The sequence below is a fragment of the Ureibacillus suwonensis genome (assembly GCF_042655065.1).
Lineage (GTDB): Bacteria > Bacillota > Bacilli > Bacillales_A > Planococcaceae > Ureibacillus > Ureibacillus suwonensis.
Window position 1 is genome coordinate 1 of the sequence record NZ_JBHSNQ010000035.1, and the last position, 24875, is coordinate 24875.

General features: G+C 40.1%; 18 protein-coding genes and 1 pseudogene. 4 read left to right on the top strand and 15 right to left on the bottom strand.

All coding sequences use genetic code 11. From position 1 onward, the window contains the following. Positions 1-130: 130 nt before the first annotated feature. From ACFPOH_RS02805 to ACFPOH_RS02820, 4 genes are all read right to left on the bottom strand, one after another. Complete coding sequence (locus ACFPOH_RS02805; protein WP_048623302.1) at positions 131-511, bottom strand: thiol-disulfide oxidoreductase DCC family protein; 381 nt, start codon at positions 509-511, stop codon at positions 131-133. A 34-nt stretch (positions 512-545) separates the two neighbouring features. Beyond that, the gene (locus ACFPOH_RS02810; protein ID WP_244878053.1) at positions 546-854 is read right to left on the bottom strand and encodes a DUF3784 domain-containing protein; all 309 of its coding nucleotides are present in this window, start codon (positions 852-854) and stop codon (positions 546-548) included. A 258-nt stretch (positions 855-1112) separates the two neighbouring features. Further along, positions 1113-3824, bottom strand: a complete 2712-nt coding sequence (gene acnA / locus ACFPOH_RS02815) for an aconitate hydratase AcnA (RefSeq protein ID WP_342469413.1) — start codon at positions 3822-3824, stop codon at positions 1113-1115. 283 nt (positions 3825-4107) lie between these two features. Continuing rightward, entirely contained in the window at positions 4108-4662 is a 555-nt protein-coding gene (locus ACFPOH_RS02820) for a hypothetical protein (protein WP_342469414.1), read from the bottom strand. 324 nt (positions 4663-4986) lie between these two features. On the opposite strand from ACFPOH_RS02820, the gene ACFPOH_RS02825 reads away from it, so the two are divergent. Both ACFPOH_RS02825 and yfkAB read left to right on the top strand, forming a co-directional pair. Beyond that, positions 4987-6900: a right-handed parallel beta-helix repeat-containing protein gene (locus ACFPOH_RS02825; protein ID WP_390308808.1), complete on the top strand. Its 1914-nt coding sequence runs from the start codon at positions 4987-4989 to the stop codon at positions 6898-6900. A gap of 133 nt (positions 6901-7033) precedes the next feature. After that, positions 7034-8155, top strand: coding sequence for a radical SAM/CxCxxxxC motif protein YfkAB (yfkAB, locus tag ACFPOH_RS02830; protein WP_390308809.1), 1122 nt, complete (start codon positions 7034-7036; stop codon positions 8153-8155). Positions 8156-8187: 32 nt separating this feature from the next. Here the strand turns inward: yfkAB and ACFPOH_RS02835 are convergent, their stop codons facing one another. Further along, complete coding sequence (locus ACFPOH_RS02835) at positions 8188-10011, bottom strand: hypothetical protein (RefSeq protein WP_390308810.1); 1824 nt, start codon at positions 10009-10011, stop codon at positions 8188-8190. A 285-nt stretch (positions 10012-10296) separates the two neighbouring features. Between ACFPOH_RS02835 and ACFPOH_RS02840 the strand changes: the two genes are divergently transcribed. Then, a complete protein-coding gene (locus ACFPOH_RS02840; protein WP_342469418.1) occupies positions 10297-11310 on the top strand; it encodes a C39 family peptidase in 1014 nt (337 codons plus the stop codon). A gap of 135 nt (positions 11311-11445) precedes the next feature. On the opposite strand, the gene leuD is transcribed toward ACFPOH_RS02840, so the two are convergent. The 8 genes from leuD to ilvD all read right to left on the bottom strand — a co-directional run bounded on the left by leuD (position 11446) and on the right by ilvD (position 21727). Continuing rightward, a complete protein-coding gene (gene leuD / locus ACFPOH_RS02845; RefSeq protein WP_342469419.1) occupies positions 11446-12039 on the bottom strand; it encodes a 3-isopropylmalate dehydratase small subunit in 594 nt (197 codons plus the stop codon). A gap of 18 nt (positions 12040-12057) precedes the next feature. Then, a complete protein-coding gene (gene leuC / locus ACFPOH_RS02850) occupies positions 12058-13470 on the bottom strand; it encodes a 3-isopropylmalate dehydratase large subunit (protein WP_342581403.1) in 1413 nt (470 codons plus the stop codon). Positions 13471-13485: 15 nt separating this feature from the next. After that, the gene (gene leuB / locus ACFPOH_RS02855) at positions 13486-14583 is read right to left on the bottom strand and encodes a 3-isopropylmalate dehydrogenase (protein ID WP_342469421.1); all 1098 of its coding nucleotides are present in this window, start codon (positions 14581-14583) and stop codon (positions 13486-13488) included. A gap of 121 nt (positions 14584-14704) precedes the next feature. Beyond that, positions 14705-16249, bottom strand: coding sequence for a 2-isopropylmalate synthase (locus tag ACFPOH_RS02860; RefSeq protein WP_342469423.1), 1545 nt, complete (start codon positions 16247-16249; stop codon positions 14705-14707). Next, complete coding sequence (ilvC, locus tag ACFPOH_RS02865; protein ID WP_342469424.1) at positions 16249-17262, bottom strand: ketol-acid reductoisomerase; 1014 nt, start codon at positions 17260-17262, stop codon at positions 16249-16251. The genes ACFPOH_RS02860 and ilvC overlap by 1 nt, the downstream gene beginning before the upstream one ends. A gap of 113 nt (positions 17263-17375) precedes the next feature. Next, on the bottom strand, positions 17376-17897 hold the full coding sequence (gene ilvN, locus ACFPOH_RS02870) for an acetolactate synthase small subunit (RefSeq protein ID WP_342469425.1): 522 nt from the start codon (positions 17895-17897) through the stop codon (positions 17376-17378). Then, positions 17894-19651: a biosynthetic-type acetolactate synthase large subunit gene (gene ilvB, locus ACFPOH_RS02875; RefSeq protein WP_390308812.1), complete on the bottom strand. Its 1758-nt coding sequence runs from the start codon at positions 19649-19651 to the stop codon at positions 17894-17896. Before ilvB ends, ilvN begins: the two co-directional genes overlap by 4 nt. A gap of 405 nt (positions 19652-20056) precedes the next feature. Beyond that, positions 20057-21727 carry a dihydroxy-acid dehydratase gene (gene ilvD / locus ACFPOH_RS02880; RefSeq protein WP_342469427.1) on the bottom strand — a complete coding sequence of 557 codons (1671 nt, stop codon included), beginning with the start codon at positions 21725-21727 and terminating at the stop codon, positions 20057-20059. Positions 21728-22416: 689 nt separating this feature from the next. Between ilvD and ACFPOH_RS02885 the strand changes: the two genes are divergently transcribed. After that, complete coding sequence (locus ACFPOH_RS02885) at positions 22417-22674, top strand: GlsB/YeaQ/YmgE family stress response membrane protein (protein WP_342469428.1); 258 nt, start codon at positions 22417-22419, stop codon at positions 22672-22674. Positions 22675-22809: 135 nt separating this feature from the next. On the opposite strand, the gene ACFPOH_RS02890 is transcribed toward ACFPOH_RS02885, so the two are convergent. Both ACFPOH_RS02890 and ACFPOH_RS02895 read right to left on the bottom strand, forming a co-directional pair. Beyond that, on the bottom strand, positions 22810-23499 hold the full coding sequence (locus ACFPOH_RS02890; protein WP_342469429.1) for a lytic transglycosylase domain-containing protein: 690 nt from the start codon (positions 23497-23499) through the stop codon (positions 22810-22812). Positions 23500-23641: 142 nt separating this feature from the next. Further along, positions 23642-24875 (bottom strand): annotated as a pseudogene (locus ACFPOH_RS02895) (IS4 family transposase); the annotation flags it as partial.

The following is a 24875-nucleotide window of genomic DNA, read 5'->3' on the forward strand; positions in this document are numbered from 1 at the left end:
CCAATATTTTACCAAAAGAATAGGTGTCTTTCTTTATGTTTTAAAAAATGTCAAATGATAATTTTGTACTTCCAAAACCCATTTACATCAAGCATTTAAACAAGATTTTGGACTGCGAAAGTTGAGTTACTTAAATGTTTTTAATATCACAAGTTTCTTCTGAGCAATTGCCTATTGGTACAATTTTTCTTGTGCTTGCTATATAATTATAAACATAATGACCGAATCCGAAATAACTTGATAATTTAATTGGAATGTAAAAGATGGTCAGCAAGGGAATTCTAGCGATGATTGAAGCAATTGCATCAATTCCAGTTGCAATCTTTCCATTATTAATATTTATACAATGCATTTCTTTTTCTAATTTCTGTATGGGAATGTTTATTATTCTTGAATCATCACGTATGGTTTGGAATTCAATAAGACGTAACCAATTAAGACGTTGTATATTTTCTTTCATACTCACACAGAGAGGACACCAACTATCATAAAGGACAATAATTTTAGACATAATTAATTCACCTTATTTCATATTTTGTATTCATTTAAAAATAGACTCTAATTAAAGTGAAAAACGTTAAAAGCACAATGATTCCAATTAATATCCATGAAGACCAGTCACCCAGATATTCCATTAGAAAAGGGAAAATTATTATAATAATCCCAAGAGTAATCGAATATATTCCCATCACTCTTGCTAATTTATTCTTATCTCCTTTATATTGTTTTTCATCATACCCGGCAATTAATTTCAATTTCTTTTTTCTCCAAATAAGCCAACCAACAAGAATGAATAATAAACCAGTAATAATACAAATAACAATAGCAGTAGAGAAATCTGTATTTAAGGACATATTTCACCTCCGTAATAAATGGACATTTTTGGAATGATTTTTCCGAATGTTTAATTATAAACTCAACTTTCGCACACAGAAATATGAAGACAGTCCTTGATATAACGAGGTAAAGAAGTAATCCAATTGGACATTTGACACTGAAAAATGTCCATACTCAAATAAACCTTAGCTTCAGCCAAAGTTTNATTACACCCATGCCAGGCGCACCAAAAAAAGCAGGTTGATCAAATCAACCTGCTTTCATACTGCCAGAAATTATTTTCCAGCCAATTTGTTTCTTAATACCATTTGTAGGATACCGCCATGACGGTAGTAATCCACTTCCACTTCAGAGTCGAAACGAGCCAACGCTTTGAACTCAGTTACTTTACCTTCTGGAGATACTGCAGTAACTGTTAGAACATCGCGTGGTTTTACATCGTCTGTCAAGTTAACAGAAATTGTTTCGTCACCTTTTAATCCTAAAGTTTCTGCGTTTTCACCAGGCATGAATTGAAGTGGTAGAACACCCATCATCACTAGGTTAGAACGGTGGATACGTTCATAGCTTTGTGCGATAACTGTTTTGATACCTAATAAGTAAGTACCTTTTGCAGCCCAGTCACGGCTGGATCCCATACCGTAGTCGTTACCAGCAAGTACTACAAGACCTGTACCTTGCTCTTGGTATTTCATAGCTGCATCGTAAATGTACATTACTTCACCAGTTGGCCAGTAAGTAGTGAATCCACCTTCTGTACCAGGTGCAACTTGGTTGCGGATACGGATGTTTGCGAATGTACCACGCATCATGACTTCATGGTTACCACGGCGAGAACCGTAAGAGTTGAAGTCGCGGATTGCTACACCTTTTTCTTGTAGGTATTTACCTGCAGGTGTATCTTTACCGATTGCACCAGCTGGTGAAATGTGGTCAGTTGTAATAGAGTCACCAAACTTCGCAATTACGCGCAAGCCTTTAAGCTCTTGAATTGGAGCTGGCTCTTTAGAAAGACCTTGGAAGAATGGTGGGTTTTGAATGTAAGTTGAATTTTCATCAAATGTGTATAAAGATTCAGTTGATGTTTCAATTGCATTCCATTTTTCGTTTGCAGTGAATACTGTTTCGTATTCTTTTTTGAACAATTCAGGTGTAACAACTTTATTTAAGATCGCGTAAACTTCTTCAGTTGATGGCCAAATGTCATTGAAGAATACGTCGTTACCGTTTTTATCTTTCGCGATTGGATCTTTTTGTAGGTCGATATCCACTGTACCAGCTAAAGCATAAGCCACTACTAATGGTGGTGATGCCAAGTAGTTCGCTTTTACAAGTGGGTGAACACGGCCTTCGAAGTTACGGTTACCGGAAAGTACAGAAGTTACGAACAAGTCTTTTGCTTTGATCGCTTCTTCGATTTCTGGAAGCAATGGACCGGAGTTACCGATACATGTTGTACAACCGTAACCTACTGTGTTGAATCCGATTTGGTCTAAGTAATCTTGTAGACCTGAATCTTTTAAGTAACCTGTAACAACTTTGGAACCAGGTGCTAATGAAGTTTTCACCCATCTTGGTGGTTTAATGCCAAGTTCAACCGCTTTTTTCGCAACAAGACCAGCAGCGATCAATACGTATGGGTTGGATGTGTTTGTACAAGAAGTGATCGCAGCGATTGCTACAGCACCTGTAGGCATTTCTAATTCTTCGCCATCAGCAAATTTGATTGTTGAAGTTTTGCTGAATTCATCTTCAGTTAAACCGAAACCTTGTACGCCCATTGGAGCAACTACTGCTTCACGGTAGCGTTTTTTCATTTCTGAAAGTGGAATCAAGTCTTGTGGACGTTTTGGACCAGAAAGGTTTGGTTCGATTTCGTCCAATTTGATTTCAAGTACATCAGTGTAAACTGGCTCGAAGTTTGGATCGAAGAACATATCGTTTTCTTTCAAGTATTTTTCAATTACTTGTACATGTTCTTCATCACGGCCAGTTAGACGCAAGTAGTTAAGTGTTTCGTTGTCGATTGCAAAGTAACCGCAAGTTGCGCCGTATTCTGGTGCCATGTTGGAAATTGTCGCACGGTCGGCAAGTGGCAATGTCGCTACGCCAGGACCGAAGAATTCAACGAATTTACCAACTACACCGCGTTTACGTAATACTTGAGTTACTTTCAACGCCAAGTCAGTTGCAGTTGCACCGTTTGGAAGTTTACCAGTTAATCTTACACCGATAACTTCCGGAATTGTGAAGTAAGATGGTTGTCCAAGCATACCAGCTTCCGCTTCGATACCACCAACACCCCAACCAAGTACGCCAAGACCGTTGATCATTGTAGTATGGGAGTCAGTACCAACCACTGAATCCGGATAAGCTTCAAAAGTGCCGTCTTCGTTTGGTTTAACGTGAATTACTGGCGCTAAGTATTCCAAGTTTACTTGGTGAACGATACCTGTTGCAGGTGGAACCGCACGGAAGTTATCGAATGCAGTTTGAGCCCATTTTAAGAATTTGTAACGTTCTGCGTTGCGTTCAAATTCTAAATCCATGTTCGCTTGTAAAGCTTCAGGAGTACCGTATTTGTCTACTTGAACAGAGTGGTCGATTACAAGGTCAACCGGAATTTCTGGATTGATTTTTGCTGGGTCTCCGCCAAGTTCTTTCATGGCAGAACGTAAAGAAGCTAAGTCTACAACTACAGGAACACCTGTGAAGTCTTGTAGAACTACGCGGGAAGGTTTGAATGGAACTTCACCTTCAGGATCTGCTCCTTCTGCCCATTTTGCCAAGTTGTCTACGTGTTCTTCTTTGATTACATAGTTATCATATTGACGTAAAACAGATTCTAATAAAACTTTGATGGAATAAGGTAGGCGTGATACGTCTGCAATGCCTGCTTCTTTTAATGCAGCCAAACGGTAATAATAGTAAGTTTTACCGTTCAGTTCAAAAGAAGCGCGACTGTTGTGTAAGTTGCTCTTTGTCATATGTAATCCCCCTATATTAATTTTGAAAAGGCTTCCTAGTTCTTTTCTCCATGACCAATCATAACTCACTTATCTTCATAAGTAAATTACATTAAAATTATGTTTTGTCATTAGAGATTTTTATGAACTCGATGACCAATACAATTTTATTCCAAAAAATTCATCATTTCAATGATGTGATGAAAAATGAATATTTTGGATAATCTCACTTATAGTTTATACTTAAGCACAAAAAAATTAAAGAGACTTTTATGAATAATTATTCCCTTTTTCGAATGGATTATTAGATCGTCAATTCACTCAGGATTTCCCCTTTTCGATCCTTGACGTTGATTTGAAAATGCTCTTGATCATCCAGTTTTTCCAACCCAACATACCAAATGGAATATCCTTTGACGCCATACAACTCGAGGGTGCTCTCAGGTAAGCCGGACATTTCAATAAAAGAAGCTTTTTCGCCATTGACTTCAACTTCCGCTTCCCCGGTTCTTTTAATTAATCCAAAAAGAATTACTCCGTCTGAATAAGCTGAAGTGATTTTATTTTCCTCCAAAGAATCCGGCAACTTCGCATAGGCGCCGTCTCCGCTTGTCCAACCTTTGAAATTTTTCTTCACAACGCCGGTGCCGAAATAGTTTCCATTCGATAAAAAGAAATATCGATGTTCCTTTTCGCTTTTCGGTCCTTCTATCCATTCATAGTCCGCATCTTTTGGCAGTGCTTCTTCAGGCGTGTCAAACCCGTCCCCTGAAAAATGTACCGTAAATTCCCGGAATGCAAAAGCAAGCACGATGACCATTGCCGCAAAAATCAATATTCTTGTCATGCTGGTTTTCATTCGACCTCTCCCCCTTTCAACACGTTCATACTTTAAAAAAACTATAATATACTATTTTTCCTTTTCATAAAATGAAACAAATTCGATTTAGCAAATCCCATCAATATTTACTTCACTTCCCACAAAAAACCCCGATTTCTCTTCTTAATGAATGCAAAAAATGGCCATTGACTCCTTTCATTCGAGCGTTCGGACTCAATACATATCATTTTAACGAAAACCCCCTTTTCACTACACCATTTTTGACTCCTTTTCATCAAAAAAGGAATAGAATTCCATTTTTTTAGTGAGAATAGTTGTACGTATGTGTTTAGGAGGGGTAACATGTTTCGTTCACTATACAACTTGTTTTTCTCAAAACTGAATACAATCAAAGGTTCCTTGGCGAAGGCGGATAATGGCGATGTGATCCGGCTGTATCCAAAAAAATATAAGGAATCCTTCCAAATAGATAAAGATGTCACGATCGTTGGGGATGAAAGCGGTCAAACGGTCATCGAAGGAATGTTCGTCATCCCGAAAAACATTCGTGCAACTTTTCAAAATCTCACCATTTCACCTACTGCCCATCTATACATTGAAGGTGAAGCGGTTTTTGAAAACTGCACCATCAAAAAAAATACCAATGTGCTGATTACAGTAAATGGCGGATATATTAAAGCCGTTCACAGCAATTTCCAAAAAGCGAAGGAAGTGGCTGTTGCCCTATTAAACAATAGCAATGGCGTATTCACCCATTGCAACTTTCACCATAACGGAAAAATGCATCTTTTCGTAAAAAACTCGAAAGCTTTTTTGGAATCGTGCGAATGTTCCAATGCTTTGAAAGGACTTTGGATAACGGATCAATCTTTCGCACAAACGAAAAAAAGCCATTTCACCCGACATGAGGACACACAAATTTTTGCGGAAAATTCAACATACTTCGATTTCCAAAGCTTTATCGAACGAAGCGATGGATTTGGAATTGTGGCAAAAAATGAATCGGAAGTAAATTTGCATTCAACGGTGTTATTTTCCCATGTTTCCACTCAACTGGTCATAGACAAAAGCAGGCTCAACGGAAAACAATGCCTTATACAATGCGGCAATGAATCGGGCGTCGTTTTGCAGGAAGGAGAAGGATTGTTATCCCAATGCGAAATTTCCAGCCATCAAAAGAGCAATGTTCAAGCATCCAAAAAATCTCTCCTTCATCTCGAACATTGTGAAATCCATTCCGGGTATGATAACGGCCTGGTCATCAACAAAGAATCCATTGTGAATTGCAGCAAGACAATGATTAAAGACCATTTATCCACCCAAGTGGTAATTACCGACAAATCCCAGTGTTCAATGAAAGAAAGCTCAATCATAAACGGCCGGCATGTCGGAATAGGTGTAGAGAGAAAATCGGAGTGTATGCTTTTGGAATGCCAAGTCATTCAAAACAACAATTCCGCATTCAATGTGGATCGCGGTGTGTTGAGGGTTTATCGCTGCGATATTTCTGAAAACAACGGGAATGGAATCTTGGCGATCAATCATTCGGAAGTGGAAGTGGAGGCTTGCCGCTTTTTTGGCAACCATATGCCGCATCTGGCAAGCAAAACAAAAGTAAAAATTCATATCAGCAATTCGGATTTTCACCATGGAAAAAGCATATTCCTATTGCATCGGTGTGAAATCCATGCGGTGCATTCCAGGTTTCATGACAGCATGAATATTCAAATAGAGATTACGGAACATTCAACAGCGAATTTTGAACATTGCAAAATTTATAACGGGAAATCTTATGGAATTAAAGTGCTGAAGAATTCCCATTTATCCCTTTATCATAGCCAGATCCATCACCATGAACTTGCCCAAATAGTGGTAAACGACAGCTCCGTCATTTTGAATAATTCAGAGATTTACAAAGGAAAACGAAATGCCTTGTTTATTCAAAACCATAGTGAAGTGTTTATCCAGGAAAGCTTCATTTCAAAACATTTACAAGCGCAAATTTGGATCGATCATGAGTCCAGCCTGGAGCTTTTAAGTGTGCAGTTGACCGATGGAAAACATTCCGACTTGCACGCCCAAAACCAGTCAAAAGTCTATGTCGAAAACAGCATCATCCGAAATGACCAATATCGTTATAATGTGCAGGCATTGAACAATTCCAAGATCGAAATCGTCAATACCATCGTTGAAAATAAATACGGCGACGTCTATTACAGTGAAAACAACAGTTCCATCAATAATTCCGATTATTGATGGAACTGCTTTTTTATAAATGGAGTCGTTTTTTTATAATTTGTGAAAAATGTTCTAAATGGCGCAATTTTTGTTTCCGAAACTTGAAATCTATGAGAAAATAAGGAGTTGGAAAGGAAGAGATTCGAAAACTATGACGACTTTAGAAAAAATTACGCCTAATTATGATCCTTGGGAAAGTTATTTAGATGTTGAGCAATACGGAAAACTTGTATTATCCAATATAGAATTTACCACTACTTATTTATGCAACATGCGGTGCGCCCATTGTGCAGTAGGGTACACTTTGCAAACGAAAGATCCCGATGCGTTGCCCCTCGATCTGCTTTTAAGAAGATTGGATGAAATTCCAACGTTGAGATCTTTGAGCATTACCGGCGGGGAACCGATGCTCAGCAAAAAATCCATACAAAATTATGTGAAACCGATATTGCAATATGCACATGAACGGGGCATCCGCACACAGATCAATTCCAACTTGACCCTTGACTTGGATAGATATTTGGAAATTGCTCCTTACATCGATGTTCTTCATATTTCCCATAACTGGGGAACGATTGATGAATTTGTGGAAACCGGTTTTGCCATGATGGATCGAAAACCGAGTTACGACCAGAGGGCCAAATTGTTTGAACGGATGATTGAAAACTCGAGGGCGTTGAGTGAAGCAGGGGTAATGGTTTCGGCTGAAACTATGCTGAATAAAAAAACCGTTCCATATATCGATCATATCCATCACCAAGTGGTCCATGAAATGAAGTGCAAACGTCATGAAATCCATCCAATGTACCCATCTGATTTCGCCCAATCCTTAACAGACACAACAAGCCTTTCTTTGGATGAAATCAGGGAGACCATTCACCACTTGCTTGACATCCGTGATGAAAATACGTGGATGTTGTTTGGCACTCTTCCTTTTTACCCTTGCAGTACGAAGGAAGAAGATCAAGCAATATTAAAACGGTTGAGAGAAGCGAAAAATGTGACAGTGCGGAACGACCCGGATGGACGATCCCGCCTGAATATCAATATTTTTACCGGCGATGTCATTGTCACGGATTTTGGCGACACTCCTCCCCTCGGAAATATTCAAACGGATTCGTTAACCGAAATATTTGATAAGTGGCTTGAAACGGATTTGGCCAAATCATTGAATTGTCATTGCCCTGCTGTGAAATGCCTGGGACCTAATGTACTCGTAAAAAATATGTATTATCCAAACACCGCATTCGTCAGTGGTGCCGCAATGAAGTAATAATAAAGGGATGGAAAGCTCCATCCCTCTTTTTATTGGGTTTTTTGTTCTTCCAGTATTTGCTGTATTTCGACAGGAGCGGGGATTGGCGGTATATCAGAGATGATATCCGTTTCCGTCAAGACTAACGGAGAGAAAGGGTATTTTTCCTTAAAATCCACAGCCATTGTAAAATGTTGAGCCATTGAATCGGCCGTTAAATGATTGAATACATCCATATCCCCGAACAGATCGGATGCTGAAATCTGATCAATGGCCGAAAGAATATGTACCATTTCATCATTAGTAAATGCCAGTTGTTCCCTTTCAATAAATGCTTTCAAATCTTGCCCCAAATATTCCTGCATCTCCTTGAGACATTCAAATTCCTTCAATTTATTAATATATTTTTCAATGTTCATCCGTTCCTTATTATGTATATCTTTCAAGTGCCGTGCCTTATTGACGATTTTCTCCAGCTGCTGTTCCGCCAGTTCGTTGATCATCGTTTGCACGGTATATAAGTCGTTCAATAAATCAAATTCGATTCTTTTTATGGCATTATAAGTTTCTTTGCATTTTCTCTGAAGCCGATTCAACTTTTCCGCTTTTTTCAATAACATTTCCGCTTCATTGGATTGATCTTGAAAGAGCGGTTTCAACATTTTATTGCGGACAAATTTTTTTTCAAGTTTTTCGTAATATTGATATTCCATCATATACTCACTATGAAGGCTGCGGTATTCCCGAACCTTTTCATGATATTTTAGCGCAAGGGCGACAAACAGTTCCACACTGTCATTCATTAAAAACTTTTCATATTCAATCACTTTGAGCAACTGGTACAGGGTTTGTACCTCCTGTAAAACCTGGCTGACGTGGGCGTATTCTTTTTCATAATCCGATAATATCTTTAAATTTTTTTCAACAATGGACTGCTCTATCGAATGCCCACCATTCAAATATTTTTCCAATCGGTCCCGCATGGACATGAATGGTTCCCTTTCTTTGATTCCATGCACTTCCCTTTCAAGCAAAACCATCCATTGCTTAAATCGGAGAGCAATATTTCTTTCCCGTTTATCTTTTTTATTGGCGATATGGTTGATTTTATCCACTAACCGGTGGATCCGGCTGTCGATGAAAAGTTGGATTTGATGGGATTTTTTTGCTTCCATTGCCTGTTTGGCCGAAACGCCGACAAACTCTTCGATCATATGGCCGCACCCCTTTTGCAAATAATGGAGGAAACGTGCCATCTTCTGTTCATTATATTGATCCGTGTTGATAATTAAATAAGTCCGGTATCCTTGCCGATATATTTTCTTGATAACACTTATTTCTCGATCAGCGACATTGCAATGGTTGCCCAAGACCCAAAACACTTCATCCGTCCGTTGCAATAGCGCATCGGAAATGTTGATTTCCCCTTTTTCCATAGAAATGGTGTTCATCAAGATCACGTTTTTCAACAAATCGCATCGAAGATAAATTTCAATATACTTTATGTATGTTTTTAGAAACTGTCCGATATATGTATTTTTATCTGTGAATAAATAAAGATGCTCCATCCCAAAATAAGCGGCTGTGCCATCAACTAGAATCGCACGTATACACTCTTTTTGGCCGTATCGGATAAAAATATTGACATGGGGTTCATTTTTTTCCGGCAACAAATTTCTTTCAACAAGCGCATTAATCAAGGTGTTTTTTCCTTCAATCTCACTGCCTATGAATAAAATCCTATAGGGTGATTGGGCATCTTCAATGAGCTGGTCCAGTTTGAAGGAAGTATCTTTTATGTATGAATTTTTTTCTAAGATGGAAGAAAGGACTTTTAATTTTTCAACCATTCCCGTTATGTTTTCTTCTTTCATCGAATCCATCCCTTTTTCTTTTATATAGTATAATTATATATAGTTTCTTGTTATGTTAATGGTTTCTAATTTAAAATAAGTCCAGTTACTTATGAATTTTCCGAAAAATTAGTCGTTACATCCTAATTCAGTTTATGGAAAATGAAAAAAAACCGTATTTTTTTATTGATAGATGCAACAATAAGATAAAGTTTTTCAGATGCGTTTCATTTCTCGGTTTGGATAAAACATTTAGACTAGACTACTGCATGCATTTTGATCAAGGGTTGGGAGTGGCAATATGAAATGAAAAAATATCCCCTATTAACAGTCGGCATTTCCATCATGTTATTGGCCGGTTGTTCGCCATCGATGGAAAGCCAGGAATTGAAATTTTCGAGCAGACAACAATACAGCCCAATGCAACTTTCCACGAAACCGTCGGAAGTTCTGACTGTGCAAGCAGTGGAATTTTCCAGCCAACAAGGTGTGCCTAATCTGGGGGTTGTGCTGCTTGATTTTGAAACGAAGCAAGAAATTGATCGTGGAATCGTTGATCAGGAAGGCATGGTTTATTTTGATCAAGTTCAACCGGAACAGCCTTATGATATTGTCATTTATCGAATATCCGATCAGGGAGAATGGATGGAACAATCCAGGGAAACCGTCGTATTTATGCCCGAAAAACCGGTGGTGCAAATTCAAACATTTAACGCCTCTCCACAAGACAGCTTGAAGGTTCCTGTTGTCTTGCAAAATCCGGAGTTGCCGAACGGTTGTGAAATCACTTCATTGACTGCCATTTTAAATTATTATGGTCTTAAAATGGATAAAATCAAAATGAATGAAGTATTGCCTAAAGGAAAGGTATATACAAAAAAAGGTGTCATGTACGGACCGGATCCAAATAAAGCTTATGCGGGAAGTCCGAAAGAGAAGGATGGCGGATATTACGTGTATGCACCGCCATTGGTCGATGTGGCCAACCAAATTTTAGAGGATGAGAACGCCGAATTTCGCGCGTTGGATATTACAGGCGCAACAAAAGAGGAACTGATCGATTATGTAAAATCCGGAGTGCCGGTTTTGACCTGGGTCACAATCGATTGGAAGGAACCCCGCAAATCCGGTTATTGGGTGATTGAAGGAACAAATAAAAAACATGGTATATATAAAAATCTGCATGCGGTCGTGATGACTGGTTACGGAAACGGAAAAGTGACCATTATGAATCCGTTGACAGGCATTGAAAAAATTGATGAGAAAACCTTTTTCCGGGCATATGAACAATTAGGCTCTCATGCATTGGTTGTTTTGTAATCATTGTCATCGGTTTGTATTGCCTGCAAATACTATATTGGCGGCCTCTCGTTATGAGAGAACCGCTTTTTTAATGACATGAAAATCGCAGAATAAAAATTCAAGGGCGCCAGTAGACGCCCTTCCGTTTTCTTCTTATTTAAATACGACCCGTTTTTCTTCATATGCTTTAATTTCATCTTCATATTTAAACGTTAATGCAATTTCGTCCCAACCGTTTAACAACATTTCTTTGTAATAAGGATCAATATTAAAGTGGTAAACCGCTCCATCTTCCCCAGTGACAGTTTGTTCGGATAAGTTGACTTCCACCGTATATGGTTTTTGAAGACCTTTTGCTAAGATTTCATCCACTTCTTCTTCTTTTAATTTTACAGGCAAAATTCCGTTTTTGAAGCAGTTGTTATGGAAAATATCAGCAAAACTAGGAGCGATAATCACTCTAAATCCATAATCCAAAATGGCCCATGGCGCGTGTTCCCGGGAAGAACCGCATCCAAAGTTGTCTTGTGCCACCAAAATTTTTGCTTCTTTATATTCCGGTTTATTTAAAACGAAGTCAGGAATTTCGTTTCCATTTTCATCATAACGCCAGTGATAGAACAAATATTTTCCGAAACCTGTACGTTCGATCCGTTTTAAGAATTCCTTTGAAATGATTTGGTCTGTATCAACATTTTTTCGATCCAATGGTGCTATGACACTTTTTACAACATTAATTGGCTCCATTTGTCCCCCGCCCTTTCATTATGCTTCTTGTTCTTGTTTTAAATATTCTCGGACATCGACGAAGCGGCCTTCGATTGCTGCCGCCGCCGCCATTGCCGGGCTTACTAAGTGTGTGCGTGCCCCGGCACCTTGACGGCCTTCAAAGTTCCGGTTGGAAGTGGAAGCACAACGTTCACCAGCCGGAATGATGTCTTCGTTCATGCCAAGACATGCGGAACATCCGGAGTTGCGCCATTCAAAACCGGCTTCAATAAAGATTTTGTCCAAACCTTCTTCTTCCGCCGCTTTTTTAACTGAATGGGATCCAGGAACAACGATCGCACGAACGCCTGGCGCCACTTTCTTTCCTTTTACAATTTGTGCTGCTGTGCGCAAATCGGATAAACGTGAGTTCGTACAAGAACCGATAAATACGTGCTGAATTTCAATGGACGTGATTGGCTGGCCTTCTTCCAATCCCATATATTCAAGGGCTTTTCTTAACGCTTGTTTGTCCGTTTCTGATTCATAATCATCCGCAGTAGGCACATGTCCAGTAATTCCTGTACCCATGGATGGATTTGTTCCCCAAGTGACATATGGTTCAATTTCACTTGCATCGATTTCAAGCACTTTGTCATATGTGCATCCTGGGTCAGATGCCAAACTCAACCAATATTCAGCGGCTTTGTCAAATTCTTCTTTTGGAGCAAAGCGACGCCCACGTAAGAATTCAACCGTTTTTTCATCCGGAGAAATCAGACCGGCTTTCGCACCCGCTTCAATGGACATATTACAGATTGTCATGCGTTCTTCCATTGAAAGATTACGGATTGCTTCACCGGTAAATTCAATAATATGACCTGTACCTAAGCCGACTCCCCATTTGGCAATAATGGCAAGAATGATGTCTTTTGCTGTCACACCGAAGCCCAGTTTTCCATTTACACGAATTTCCAATGTTTTCGGTTTATTTTGCCATAATGTTTGTGTGGAAAGGACGTGTTCCACTTCTGAAGTACCGATACCAAAGGCCAATGCCCCAAAAGCACCGTGTGTGGAAGTATGGGAGTCACCGCAAACGATGGTTTTGCCCGGTTGTGTCAAGCCGAGTTCCGGACCAATCACGTGCACAATCCCTTGATCCGGATGGCCGATATCTGCAAGTTGAATGCCAAACTCTTCACAGTTTTTCGCTAATGTGTTGATTTGTTTTTTCGCAATCGGGTCATTGATTGTAAAAATATCTTTGGTAGGAACGTTATGGTCCATCGTCGCGAAGCAAAGATCCGGACGACGGACTTTCCGGCCAGCAAGTCTTAAACCTTCAAAGGCTTGTGGAGATGTTACTTCATGAATTAAATGAAGATCGATATAGAGTAAATCCGGTTTCCCTTCTTCCCGATGTACCACATGTGATTCCCAAACTTTTTCAATAATATTTTTCGCCATCTTTACCACCAACCTTTAAATATATGATTCCATAATACTATCAGCTACAAAATTTGTATCGATTTCCGCAATGACTTTATCCGTCCATTCATCTGTAGTCAATGCGCTGTCTTTATCTTTCGCAAGGTCTCTAGTGAAGTAACCATCTTCAAATACGGCATTCACCGCCCGTTCGATTTCCGCCGCTTCTTCTTTCATGCCGAAGGAGTAACGGAGCATCATGGCAACTGAAAGAATCGTAGCTGCCGGGTTCGCAATGCCCAAACCTGCGATTTCAGGGGCAGATCCATGGACAGGTTCGTATAGACCGAAAGAATCGCCACGGATAGAAGCGGATGGTAATACCCCTAATGAACCTGTAATAACAGATGCTTCATCACTTAAAATATCTCCGAACATATTATCTGTCACAATGACATCATAATGGCTCGGATTTGTGATAAGCTTCATTGCCACAGAGTCGACTAAATTATGTTCCACTTCCACTTCAGGGTATTGAGCTTTTTTCTCTTCCACGATTTCACGCCATAAACGGGAAGTTTCAAGCACATTCGCTTTATCCACTGAACAAAGTCTTCCACGTCGTAATTTTGCAAGTTCGAATGCATTGTCAACAATGCGCTCGATTTCTTCACGAGTATAAATGTTTAAATCGCTTGCTGCTGATTCGGTGCGTTTTTTCTCGCCGAAGTAAATGCCGCCTGTCAATTCGCGCACAATCAACAAATCCACATTATCGGCAACTTCTCTTTTCAATGGTGAAGAATCCAATAGGCTTGGGAAAGATTTTACCGGTCTTAAGTTCGCAAATAGATCAAAGGTTTTGCGGATTTGCAACAATCCTTTTTCAGGTCTTAGTTCAGGCGGGTTGTTATCCCATTTTGGACCGCCGACAGCTCCAAGTAAAATCGCATCGCTTTGACTGCATGTTTCGATTGTTTCTTCTGGAAGTGGCGTATTGAATTGATCGATGGCAGCACCGCCAATCGCTGCATATGCTAAATGAAATTCATGTTTATACCGTTTTCCGATTGCTTGAAGTACACGAACAGCCGCCGCAACAACTTCAGGACCAATTCCGTCACCCGGAAGTATCGTAATTTTCTTTTCCATTGTGAAAAACACCTTTCCTTGAAGTGATGAATAAAAGAATTTTTTGAAATGGCTTCTATTTTTAACAAACGCCATCAAACATTTGCATATTTGATGGCGTCACGAAATGGATTAACAACATTTAAATTTGGGCAATATGTTTCTTAACAAAACTATCGTGGATCAAATGTCTGTTAATGGCGTCAACAAAGGCTTTTGCAGTTGCTTCAAGCACGTCTTGGGAAGAATCGCGGCCAGTTGTCGTCACATCATTGTAACTGATTTTAACAACCGCATCCGCCAACGCATCCCGTCCTTTGCTGACGGATGTTACTTGGAAATCCATTACATGCACTTTCGTATCCACCAATTGTTCCAACGTATTAAAGATTGCTTCCACAGAGCCTGCTCCTGTTGCTGCAAGAGTTTTCGTTTCTCCCTCAGGAGTGGTCACGGATGCAGTCGCAGTCGGAATGTTGTCAGTACCATATGATACTTGAACACTATTCAATGCAAATTTTGGAATGTCTTCAATGGATACGGATTGTTCAGTCAATAATGTGATCAAGTCTTCTTCCGTAATTTCTTTCTTGCGGTCTGCAAGCTTTTTGAATTCTTCGAAGGCTTTATTTAATTTCTCATCGGAAAGCTGGAAGCCCATTTTTTCAGCGCGATCGCGGAATGCGGCGCGGCCGGAGTGTTTTCCAAGCACAAGCGGCACTTCACCTTCTCCCACCAATTCAGGAGAAATAATTTCATATGTTTGTTTGTTTTTCAACACGCCATCCTGGTGAATACCGGATTCATGGGCAAAGGCGTTTTTACCGACAACCGCTTTGTTTGGAGGCACCAAGAATCCTGTTAAGCGGCTTACCAATTGAGATGTTCTCTTAATCTCTTTCAAATTGATGCCAGTTTCAGCACCATAAAAATCTTTCCGAATATGAAGCGCCACTGCAATTTCTTCTAATGAAGCATTTCCTGCACGTTCACCGATACCGTTGATTGTACATTCAATTTGATCTGCCCCGTTTTGAAGTGCCGCCAGTGAGTTGGCGACTGCCATACCCAAGTCATCGTGGCAGTGTGCGGAAAATTTAACTTTGTCTGCTCCACGGACATTTTCTTTCAAAAATCTGAACAGCTCACCATATTCCTGTGGTGTCGCATATCCAACCGTATCTGGAACGTTGACCGTTGTCGCTCCGGCTTCAATGACTTTTTCAATGATGCGGACCAAAAATTCGCGGTCGGATCGGAATCCGTCTTCAGCTGACCATTCCACAAGCGGGAAGAATTTCTTTGCGTATTTGACAGCTTCCACGGCCTGTTCAACCACTTGATCCGGCGTTTTTTTCAATTTGTATTCCATATGGATCGGACTAGTTGCCAAGAACACATGGACGTGTGGCTGTTCGGCAACTTTCAACGCTTCCCAAGCGCGGTCGATGTCGTTTTTCACACAGCGGGCTAGACCCGTTACGATGGAATTTTTCACTGTGCTTGCGATTTTATTCACTGCATCAAAGTCGCCAGGGCTTGAAGCAGGGAAACCTGCTTCAATGATTGTAACCCCTAGACGTTCCAATTGTTTGGCAATTTCAATTTTTTCGGCAGTGTTTAAGTTAATGCCAGGTGATTGTTCACCATCTCGAAGTGTTGTATCAAAAATATCGATCTTACGCACTATTTAATCACGACCTTTCGATTTCCAGCGTTGATGAAAGGCATCATTTTACGCAACTCTGCTCCAACTTTTTCAATTGGATGTTCTTGTTCGCGTTTTTTGTATTCATTGTAACGTGGACGGCCATTCGCGTTTTCTTCAAGCCATTCTTTTGCAAATTTACCGCTTTGAATATCTTCAAGCACTTTTTTCATGTTCGCTTTTACATCTTCTGTAATGACGCGCGGACCTGATACATAGTCGCCCCATTCAGCAGTGTCAGAGATGGAGTAGCGCATGTTGGAGAATCCGCCTTCGTAAATTAAGTCAACGATTAATTTCATTTCATGCAAGCATTCGAAATATGCACTTTCTGGTTGGTAACCAGCTTCAACTAATGTTTCAAAACCGGCTTTGATTAAGTGAGTTACCCCACCGCAAAGTACTGCTTGTTCACCGAATAAGTCAGTTTCTGTTTCTTCTTTGAATGTTGTTTCAAGAACACCTGCACGAGCGGAACCGATACCTTTAGCCCAAGCAAGTGCAAGATCTTTTGCGTTGCCAGTTGCATCTTGGTAAACGCCGATCAACGCCGGAACCCCTGCACCTTCAGTGTAAGTGCGGCGAACCAAGTGACCAGGACCTTTTGGCGCTACTAAGAATACGTCCACATCTGCTGGAGGTACGATTTGTTTATAGTGAATGTTGAAACCATGAGCGAATACCAAAGCGTTTCCTGGCTCCAAGTTTGGAGCGATTTCTGCTTCATACACCGCTTTTTGAGCTTCATCTGGAAGCAGGATCATGATAACATCCGCTTCTTTGGATGCTTCAGCAACAGATTTTACATCCAAACCATCTTGTTTTGCTTGTTCCGCAGATTTACCTGGACGAATACCTACACGTACATCAAAACCGGATTCTTTCAAGTTTTGAGCATGTGCATGCCCTTGGGATCCATAACCGATTACCGCAATTTTCTTCTCTTTTAATACAGTTTCATTAATTTCGTTATGATAGTACATTTTTGTCATCTTTCTTTTCCCCCTAAAATTGTTAATCTTTTCATAATTTATATTTTTTCAATGACAAAGACAGTTCAGAAAACTATCTTTGCATTGTTGGAACTAACAACTTGAATAAAAATTTATTTTAAAAGTGAAAGAGGTGTTTGATCATAGAATGTTTGTTGCACCTCACGAACAGTAGCAGTCACGCCTGTTCGCGTCAATTCCTTGATTCCGTATGGCCGGACAAGTTCGATGAAGGCATCGATTTTGTCCGGATGGCCGATCACTTGATAAGTGACAACATTTTTTGAAGTATCGACGATTTGAGGCCGGAATGGCTCAACAATGGCATTCATTTCAAGTCTCAAATTCGGAGGCGATACCACTTTGACAAGTGCGAGTTCACGAAGAACAATCGCTTTATCAGTGATGTCATTGACCTTCAATACATCAATTTGTTTCGACAATTGTTTGATGAGCTGTTCCAATTTCACATCATCTTCAATATTGACCACCAGTGTCATTTTGGAAATGTTCGGTTGCTCTGTATGACCAACCGTAATGGATTCAATATTGAATTGTCTTTTCATCAATAAACCTGTTACACGGTTTAATACGCCACTTTGGTTGATAACTGTTACAGTAATTACTCGTTTCAAAATTTTTTCACCCCTACCATTTCATGAAGCGCTTTGCCCGATGGCACCATTGGGTACACATTTTCCAGTTGTTTCACACGGCAATCAACAACAACCGGCTCATCGGAATTGATCGCTTCTGCCAAAATTCTTTCTGCTTCATCGATTGTCTGAATTCGATATCCTTTTAATCCGTAAGCTTCAGCCAATTTCACAAAATCCGGCTGAACCGGCATTAAACTTTGTGAATAACGGCTATCGTAGAATAATTCTTGCCATTGGCGCACCATGCCGAGAGCGGCATTGTTGATGATAATGACTTTCACTGGTAGGTTGAATTCTTTCAATAACGCAAGTTCTTGGGATGTCATTTGGAAACCGGCATCTCCCACAATGGAGATTACTTTTTTATCCGGTTTGGCAAATTGGGCTCCGATTGCGGCTGGTAATCCGAATCCCATCGTTCCAAGGCCGCCTGATGTTACCCATTGATGGCTGTGATTTTGCAGATAGTATTGGGCAGCCCACATTTGGTGCTGACCTACGTCTGTCGTCACAATCGCATCTCCGTTCGTGATTGTGTGTACCATTTCAATGATTTGTTGCGGCAATACTTCTTTTTCATCTTCCACATACCAGAATGGATATTCATCTCTGACGCTGTTCAAATAATCGATCCATTCAGCTGTGTCCGGTGCTTTGAAGTCGTTCTTCAACAATGCTTTCAACGCTTCTTTTGCGTCTGCCACAATCGGAATGTCCGTACGAATATTCTTTCCGATTTCGGCAGGATCGATGTCAATATGGATGATTTTCGCTTCCGGTGCAAATCTCGATGTATCACCTGTTAAACGGTCATCGAAACGCGAACCGATGTTGATGAGCAAATCCGATTTTGTAATCGCGTCGTTTGCCACTACCGCACCGTGCATTCCAGCCATGCCGTAATTCAATTCGTGATTGCCGGAAATGCTTCCTAAACCAAGTAATGTTGTGACTACAGGAAGTTTGTATTTCTCTACAAATTCGACAAGTTCGTCGCATGCATTTGCAAAGAGCACCCCTGCTCCAACAAGGACTACCGGCTTTTTCGCTTCGCTGATTGCCTGGATAGCTTTCTGAATTTGCAGATAATTCGGTTTATAATTTGGTTGGTATCCTGGCAAATACACTTCATCCGGCACATTTGCTTTTGCTTCATCAAAAATGGCTGTCGAAATGTTTTTTGGCAAGTCGATGAGAACAGGCCCTTTTCTTCCGGAGTTCGCAATATGGAATGCTTCTTTGACGATGCGCGGAATATCGTTTACATCCTGCACTTGATAATTGTGTTTCGTAATAGGAGTCGTAATTCCGATAATATCCGCTTCCTGGAAGGCATCCGAACCAATCACCGTCGTTGCCACTTGCCCTGTGAAAATCACCAGTGGAATCGAGTCGATCATCGCATCGGTAATTCCTGTTACTAGGTTCGTCGCACCTGGACCGCTTGTCGCAATCACAACACCCGGTTTATTTAAAACACGCGCATATCCTTCTGCAGCGTGGATAGCTCCTTGTTCATGACGAGTCAAAATATGACGGATCGGATTCTTATACATTGCATCATAGACGTGCAACACAGCACCGCCTGGGTAGCCAAAGACGATATCAACACCCTGATCATGTAACGCTTTAATTAAAATATCAGCACCATTTTTCGGTCTGTTTTCAACTTCCTGCATCCCTGATGGTGAGGCATCCATTTTTGCGTTTGTTGACGCATTTGCAGTCATTTCGTATACATCCTCCTTCTAAAATATCTAAAATAAAAAAGCCTTTTTCTCCACCGCAAAAGATTACCTTTTGCGAAGGGATGAAAAAGACTTTTCATGGTACCACCCTTTTTCGTAGCAAGAACGCTACCTCTGCGAATAGCTGTCACATTCCACCCACGGCAACATAGATGGAATAGCTATTCATTGGTAACGGTGCACGAAACAGTGCCCGGAGCTATCTAATGGCGTTTTCGCGTTTAATAGCTCACTCCGAGGGGATGTCGGATATAGTTGTATCATCGGTTTCCACCAATCCCGACTCTCTGGTAGATACAATGCTCTATATCCTTTTACCTCATCATTGAGTTATACGTTTATAATTAAATATTTTAAAGTTCAAGACTCATCGAAATTTTATGAAAATTATATTTTCATAATACCGCCTTTAGAAGCGTTTGTCACGAGTTTTGAATATCTTGCTAACCATCCGGTTTTAATTTTCGGTTCGAATGGTTTTAAATTCTTACGGCGTTGTTCCAACTCTTCGTCAGATACTTTTAAATTGATTGTCCGATTAGGTAAATCGATTTCAATTATATCACCATTTTCAACTAATGCAATAGGTCCGCCTTCAGCTGCTTCTGGTGAAATATGGCCAATTGAAATTCCTCTTGATGCACCGCTGAAACGGCCATCTGTAATCAAGGCCACTTTTGTTCCAAGGCCTCGTCCCATAATGGCAGAAGTCGGAGCAAGCATCTCCGGCATACCAGGACCGCCTTTAGGGCCTTCATAGCGAATGACAACAACGTGTCCTTCCCTAACTTCCCCGGAATCAATGGCAGCCAATGCTTCATCTTGCGAATTGAAGACAATTGCTTCGCCAGTAAAGACTTTGATGGATGGATCTACGGCACCAACTTTGATGACAGATCCTTCAGGTGCGATATTTCCATAAAGGATGGATAATCCTCCCACCTTGCTGTATGGATTGTCTTTTGTACGGATGACATCAATATTTGTAATTTCATGATCTTTTACAAGTTCACCGATTGTTTTACCGGTTACCGTTATGCGATCCGGGTGAATGCAGCCAGGGATTTTTGCCAATTCATTGATGATTGCACTTACTCCGCCGGCTTTATTGACATCATCCATTGAAATGTCGGAAGCTGGCATGATTTTCGCAATATATGGAACGCGTTCAGCGATTTTATTAATGTCTTCCAAGTTATAATCAATTCCTGCTTCGTGGGCAATGGCCAATGTGTGCAGCACTGTATTTGTTGAACCGCCCATTGCCATATCCAGTGCAAAGGCATCGTCAATCGCTTCTTTTGTGATGATGTCGCGTGGACGGACATCTTCTTCAATCATACGAATTAAATGTTTTGCAGCCTCACGGATTAATTCTTTTCTCTTTTCGCTTGTAGCAACAATTGTTCCATTTCCAGGAAGAGCAACTCCCAGCATTTCCATTAAACAGTTCATGGAGTTCGCAGTAAACATTCCCGAACAGGATCCGCATGTCGGACAAGCGTGCATTTCAATATCTTTAAATTCTTCCTCAGACATTTGACCGGATTTGAATGCCCCAATCCCTTCAAAAACTGAAGTTAGAGACAATTGTTTACCTGTGGCACTTCTTCCCGCTTCCATCGGTCCACCGGAAACGAATATGGAAGGAACGTTTGTGCGAACCGCAGCCATCAACATTCCTGGCGTGATTTTGTCACAGTTTGGAATGAAGAATACACCATCAAACCAGTGAGCATTTATCACTGTTTCAGCAGAATCTGCAATCAGTTCACGGCTAGGCAACGAGTAACGCATTCCGATGTGACCCATCGCAATTCCATCGTCAACACCGATTGTGTTGAATTCAAACGGAATTCCTCCTGCTTCAATGATCGCTTCTTTTACTTCTTCAGCAAATTCACGTAAATGTACATGACCTGGAATAATATCGATGTAAGAGTTGCAAACACCGATGAATGGTTTTCCCAAGTCTTTTGGTTTTACCTTGCCTGTAGCATAAAGTAAGCTACGATGAGGAGCACGGTCAACTCCTACTTTGATCATATCACTTCTCATACTTCAAACGCCCCTCACAAATACTAATATTTCCAATGTTTAAAAAAACGGGTTATAAAAAATTTTCCGACAATTATTCTCATTTAACATCTTTTATAAAAACTGTCGGTGAAATTGTTGTCATAATAGTACAAAAATGCCCCTTTCGTCAACAGGGTTTTTGAAATTTTTTATAAAATTTTAAAAATTTGAATTTTAATGAAAACGTTTTCTTTCTATTTAAATGCTGCACTTTACTTGAAATATTCCGTTTTTTCTCCGTTGATACATAATCAATTTTTTTGGCGGCAAACTAATCATGATGAGTGGATATTTGACATCTGTATAGACAATGATTGTTGAGTTTTGTCAAAAAAAAATCTAACCCTTTGAGGGTTAGATCAGATAATAGGAACCAGTGTAAAGTCGATGGCTAAATTGAATAATACAAGCGTATGAATAATTGCAAACATAATCCCTTGGCGATTTAATTTTTCAGATGCATTAATAGTGATATGCATAATGTATCCACCCCATCCCCAAAATATTTGACCTCTTTGTGAACATTATATGACATTTTTGTTCAATTTGCAAAATATTTTGAAAATAAATTTTATTGATAACCCGCTTTGGATTGTCTGCATATCTTCAAAGCATTTGAGCACACTAACACAAGAAAAGTTGCACACAATTAAAGGAGTGGATTAATCGTGAATTTTATTTGGTATTTAATTATCGGCGGAATCATCGGCTGGCTTGCAGGAGTCATTGTAGGTAAAGATATTCCGGGTGGTATCATCGGTAATATAGTGGCGGGCATTATTGGCTCCTGGATTGGAAGTGCATTTTTGGGAAACTGGGGTTGGGAAATCTCCAATTTCTACATTTTCCCTGCTTTGATCGGTTCCGTGGTTTTAGTCTTCATTGTAAGTTTAATCATGAAAAGTTTCAGAAAAGCAACGGATTAAAAATTGCCCATTCACAAAAATCAAAAATGATCATCCTGACAAATGGATGATCATTTTTCTTTTCCAACAATAAAGTTGGCCACAATGCCTTTCATCAAAAAACCGTTGCCTTTCGTTTCCGTATCCATATCCGTTTCAGTCAATCGCCGCCAATGCTTCCCTTTCCAATAACGGTCCGACACGATTATATTGTTCATAATAATACAGGACTTTCTTTACATACTCCTTGCTGTGGTTATAACGGAAAACCGCTTTCTCAATTTCCCCATCCTGTACACCGGATTTGGACAAGAAATTGGCGGCACTATAAATCGCATCTTCTATATCAAACGGATCGGCAATACCGTCCCCATTCGCGTCCACTCCATAACCGCCGTACTTTTCAATCACTTTCGGATCGGTTTTTTCAGATTCCGGAATGTTTCCCTTCCCTAATCCCGCACAGGTCGGATGATCCCATCCAACAAATGTGCATGGCATGAACTGCATATGCCCTTCCGCTCCCACCGGTGAGACTAATGTGTCCATTGTAGAAAATCTTGTTTCCACCCGATGATGGGCGGCAAGCAACGTCCATGGAACATTGTATTTTTCCCCGGCCGCTATGTAGATTGGAATATATTCTTCCGGTATTTTTAAGTCAAATCCTTCTTGAATTTTTTCGATTTCAGATAATTCTTCAGGGTAAATAATTGATTTCAAATCTTCCCAAGCGAAATAAACAAACGAGTAAATAATCATTGATGCCGGAATGAGCAGAATGATCAGGAAAAACTTCATTCCGGGACTGATCAAAGGTTTCTTCCGTTTTTTCTTTTTAGCCATGATTTCCCCCTGTGAGAGCGCATTTAACTATTCTAACCATTGATTATAACCTAAAAACGAAAAATTGATTTGAAAACGCTAATGAATTTTGGAAAATAGTTCAATTCATTGTTTTTATTATTATTTCTATTTATAAAATAACTCAACTTTCGCACACAGAAATATGAAGACAGTCCTTGATATAACGAGGTAAAGAAGTAATCCAATTGGACATTTGACACTGAAAAATGTCCATACTCAAATAAACCTTAGCTTCAGCCAAAGTTTGGAAAAGAGAAATCAATTGTAGTAAAGCCGTTTTAAAGTCCATCTCCTTTACTTCGTCACATAGAAACAAGAATAAGTTGCCCATGGTCTTCGGATCCTCTTCTTTCCGAAGTTGCCAAGCAATCAAGATATACCGAGTGAAGACAATGGTAGTATGGCTAATCATCATGTCATAGGAACGACCTTGAAACTCTTTGGCTAAATGTAAAAACGATTTACTGAATTTAAAAAAGGTTTCGATGTCCCAACGCATCCCATAGATTCGAACGATTTCTTCATTAGACAGCGTGGTATCTGTACTCAAAATTGCCAGCCATTCACTTTGGTTGTTTCGATTCCGCACAAACACAATTTTCACTGGTAAACCCGTATGAAGGGTTGCGTGAATCGAGCCGAGTGTTTCTTTTTTGCCAATGTCTCGTTTCGCTTTTCGATACAGTTGTTCCAAGGTTAAACGTTCTCCGTTGAAAAGATACCGTTGTTTCAGCTGTTTGACCATGCCAATGACAAAAAGGCCTTTGGAGTGAATCTTCTCCACCAACGGGGCATGAGTAAACCATGTATCCATGAGCACATAATCAGCGAAAATTCCTTTATCCAATGCATGTTCTACTAATTTCAACACCATGTTTGGTTTTGCTTCCAATGCCTCGAGCCGTCGTTTGTAGCCTATGGTTCGTTTATCAATGGACGAATGGATTTCGTTCAAGCGATTCTTTTGGTTCGCTGAACTCAAAAGAGCGAAATCGATAGGTACAAATGTAAAGCCATCGGACCATCCGAGCGTTAATAGTTGAAAACCATTGACAAACTGACGAGTGGAATGATCGAATACTTTAGCTAGAAGTTCAACCGATTTACTACGGTTACGAGAATAAATCGAATCGTCTACAATAAACACGGTAACACGGTGCTTCGAAATCGTTTGTTTCACACGACGAATCACTTCGGAGCTCAGAGATAGTAAAAAGGTTCTCCAGTTAGTTATACGTAGACGAGTTCAAAAAACGATAAATGGTATCTTTTCCTGGTAAATCGGCAGCCTTTTTGCTTTGTAAGGCGTGGTACCAGTTTCTGTATTGAAAAACAAGAAGAAATAATAGTTGAAA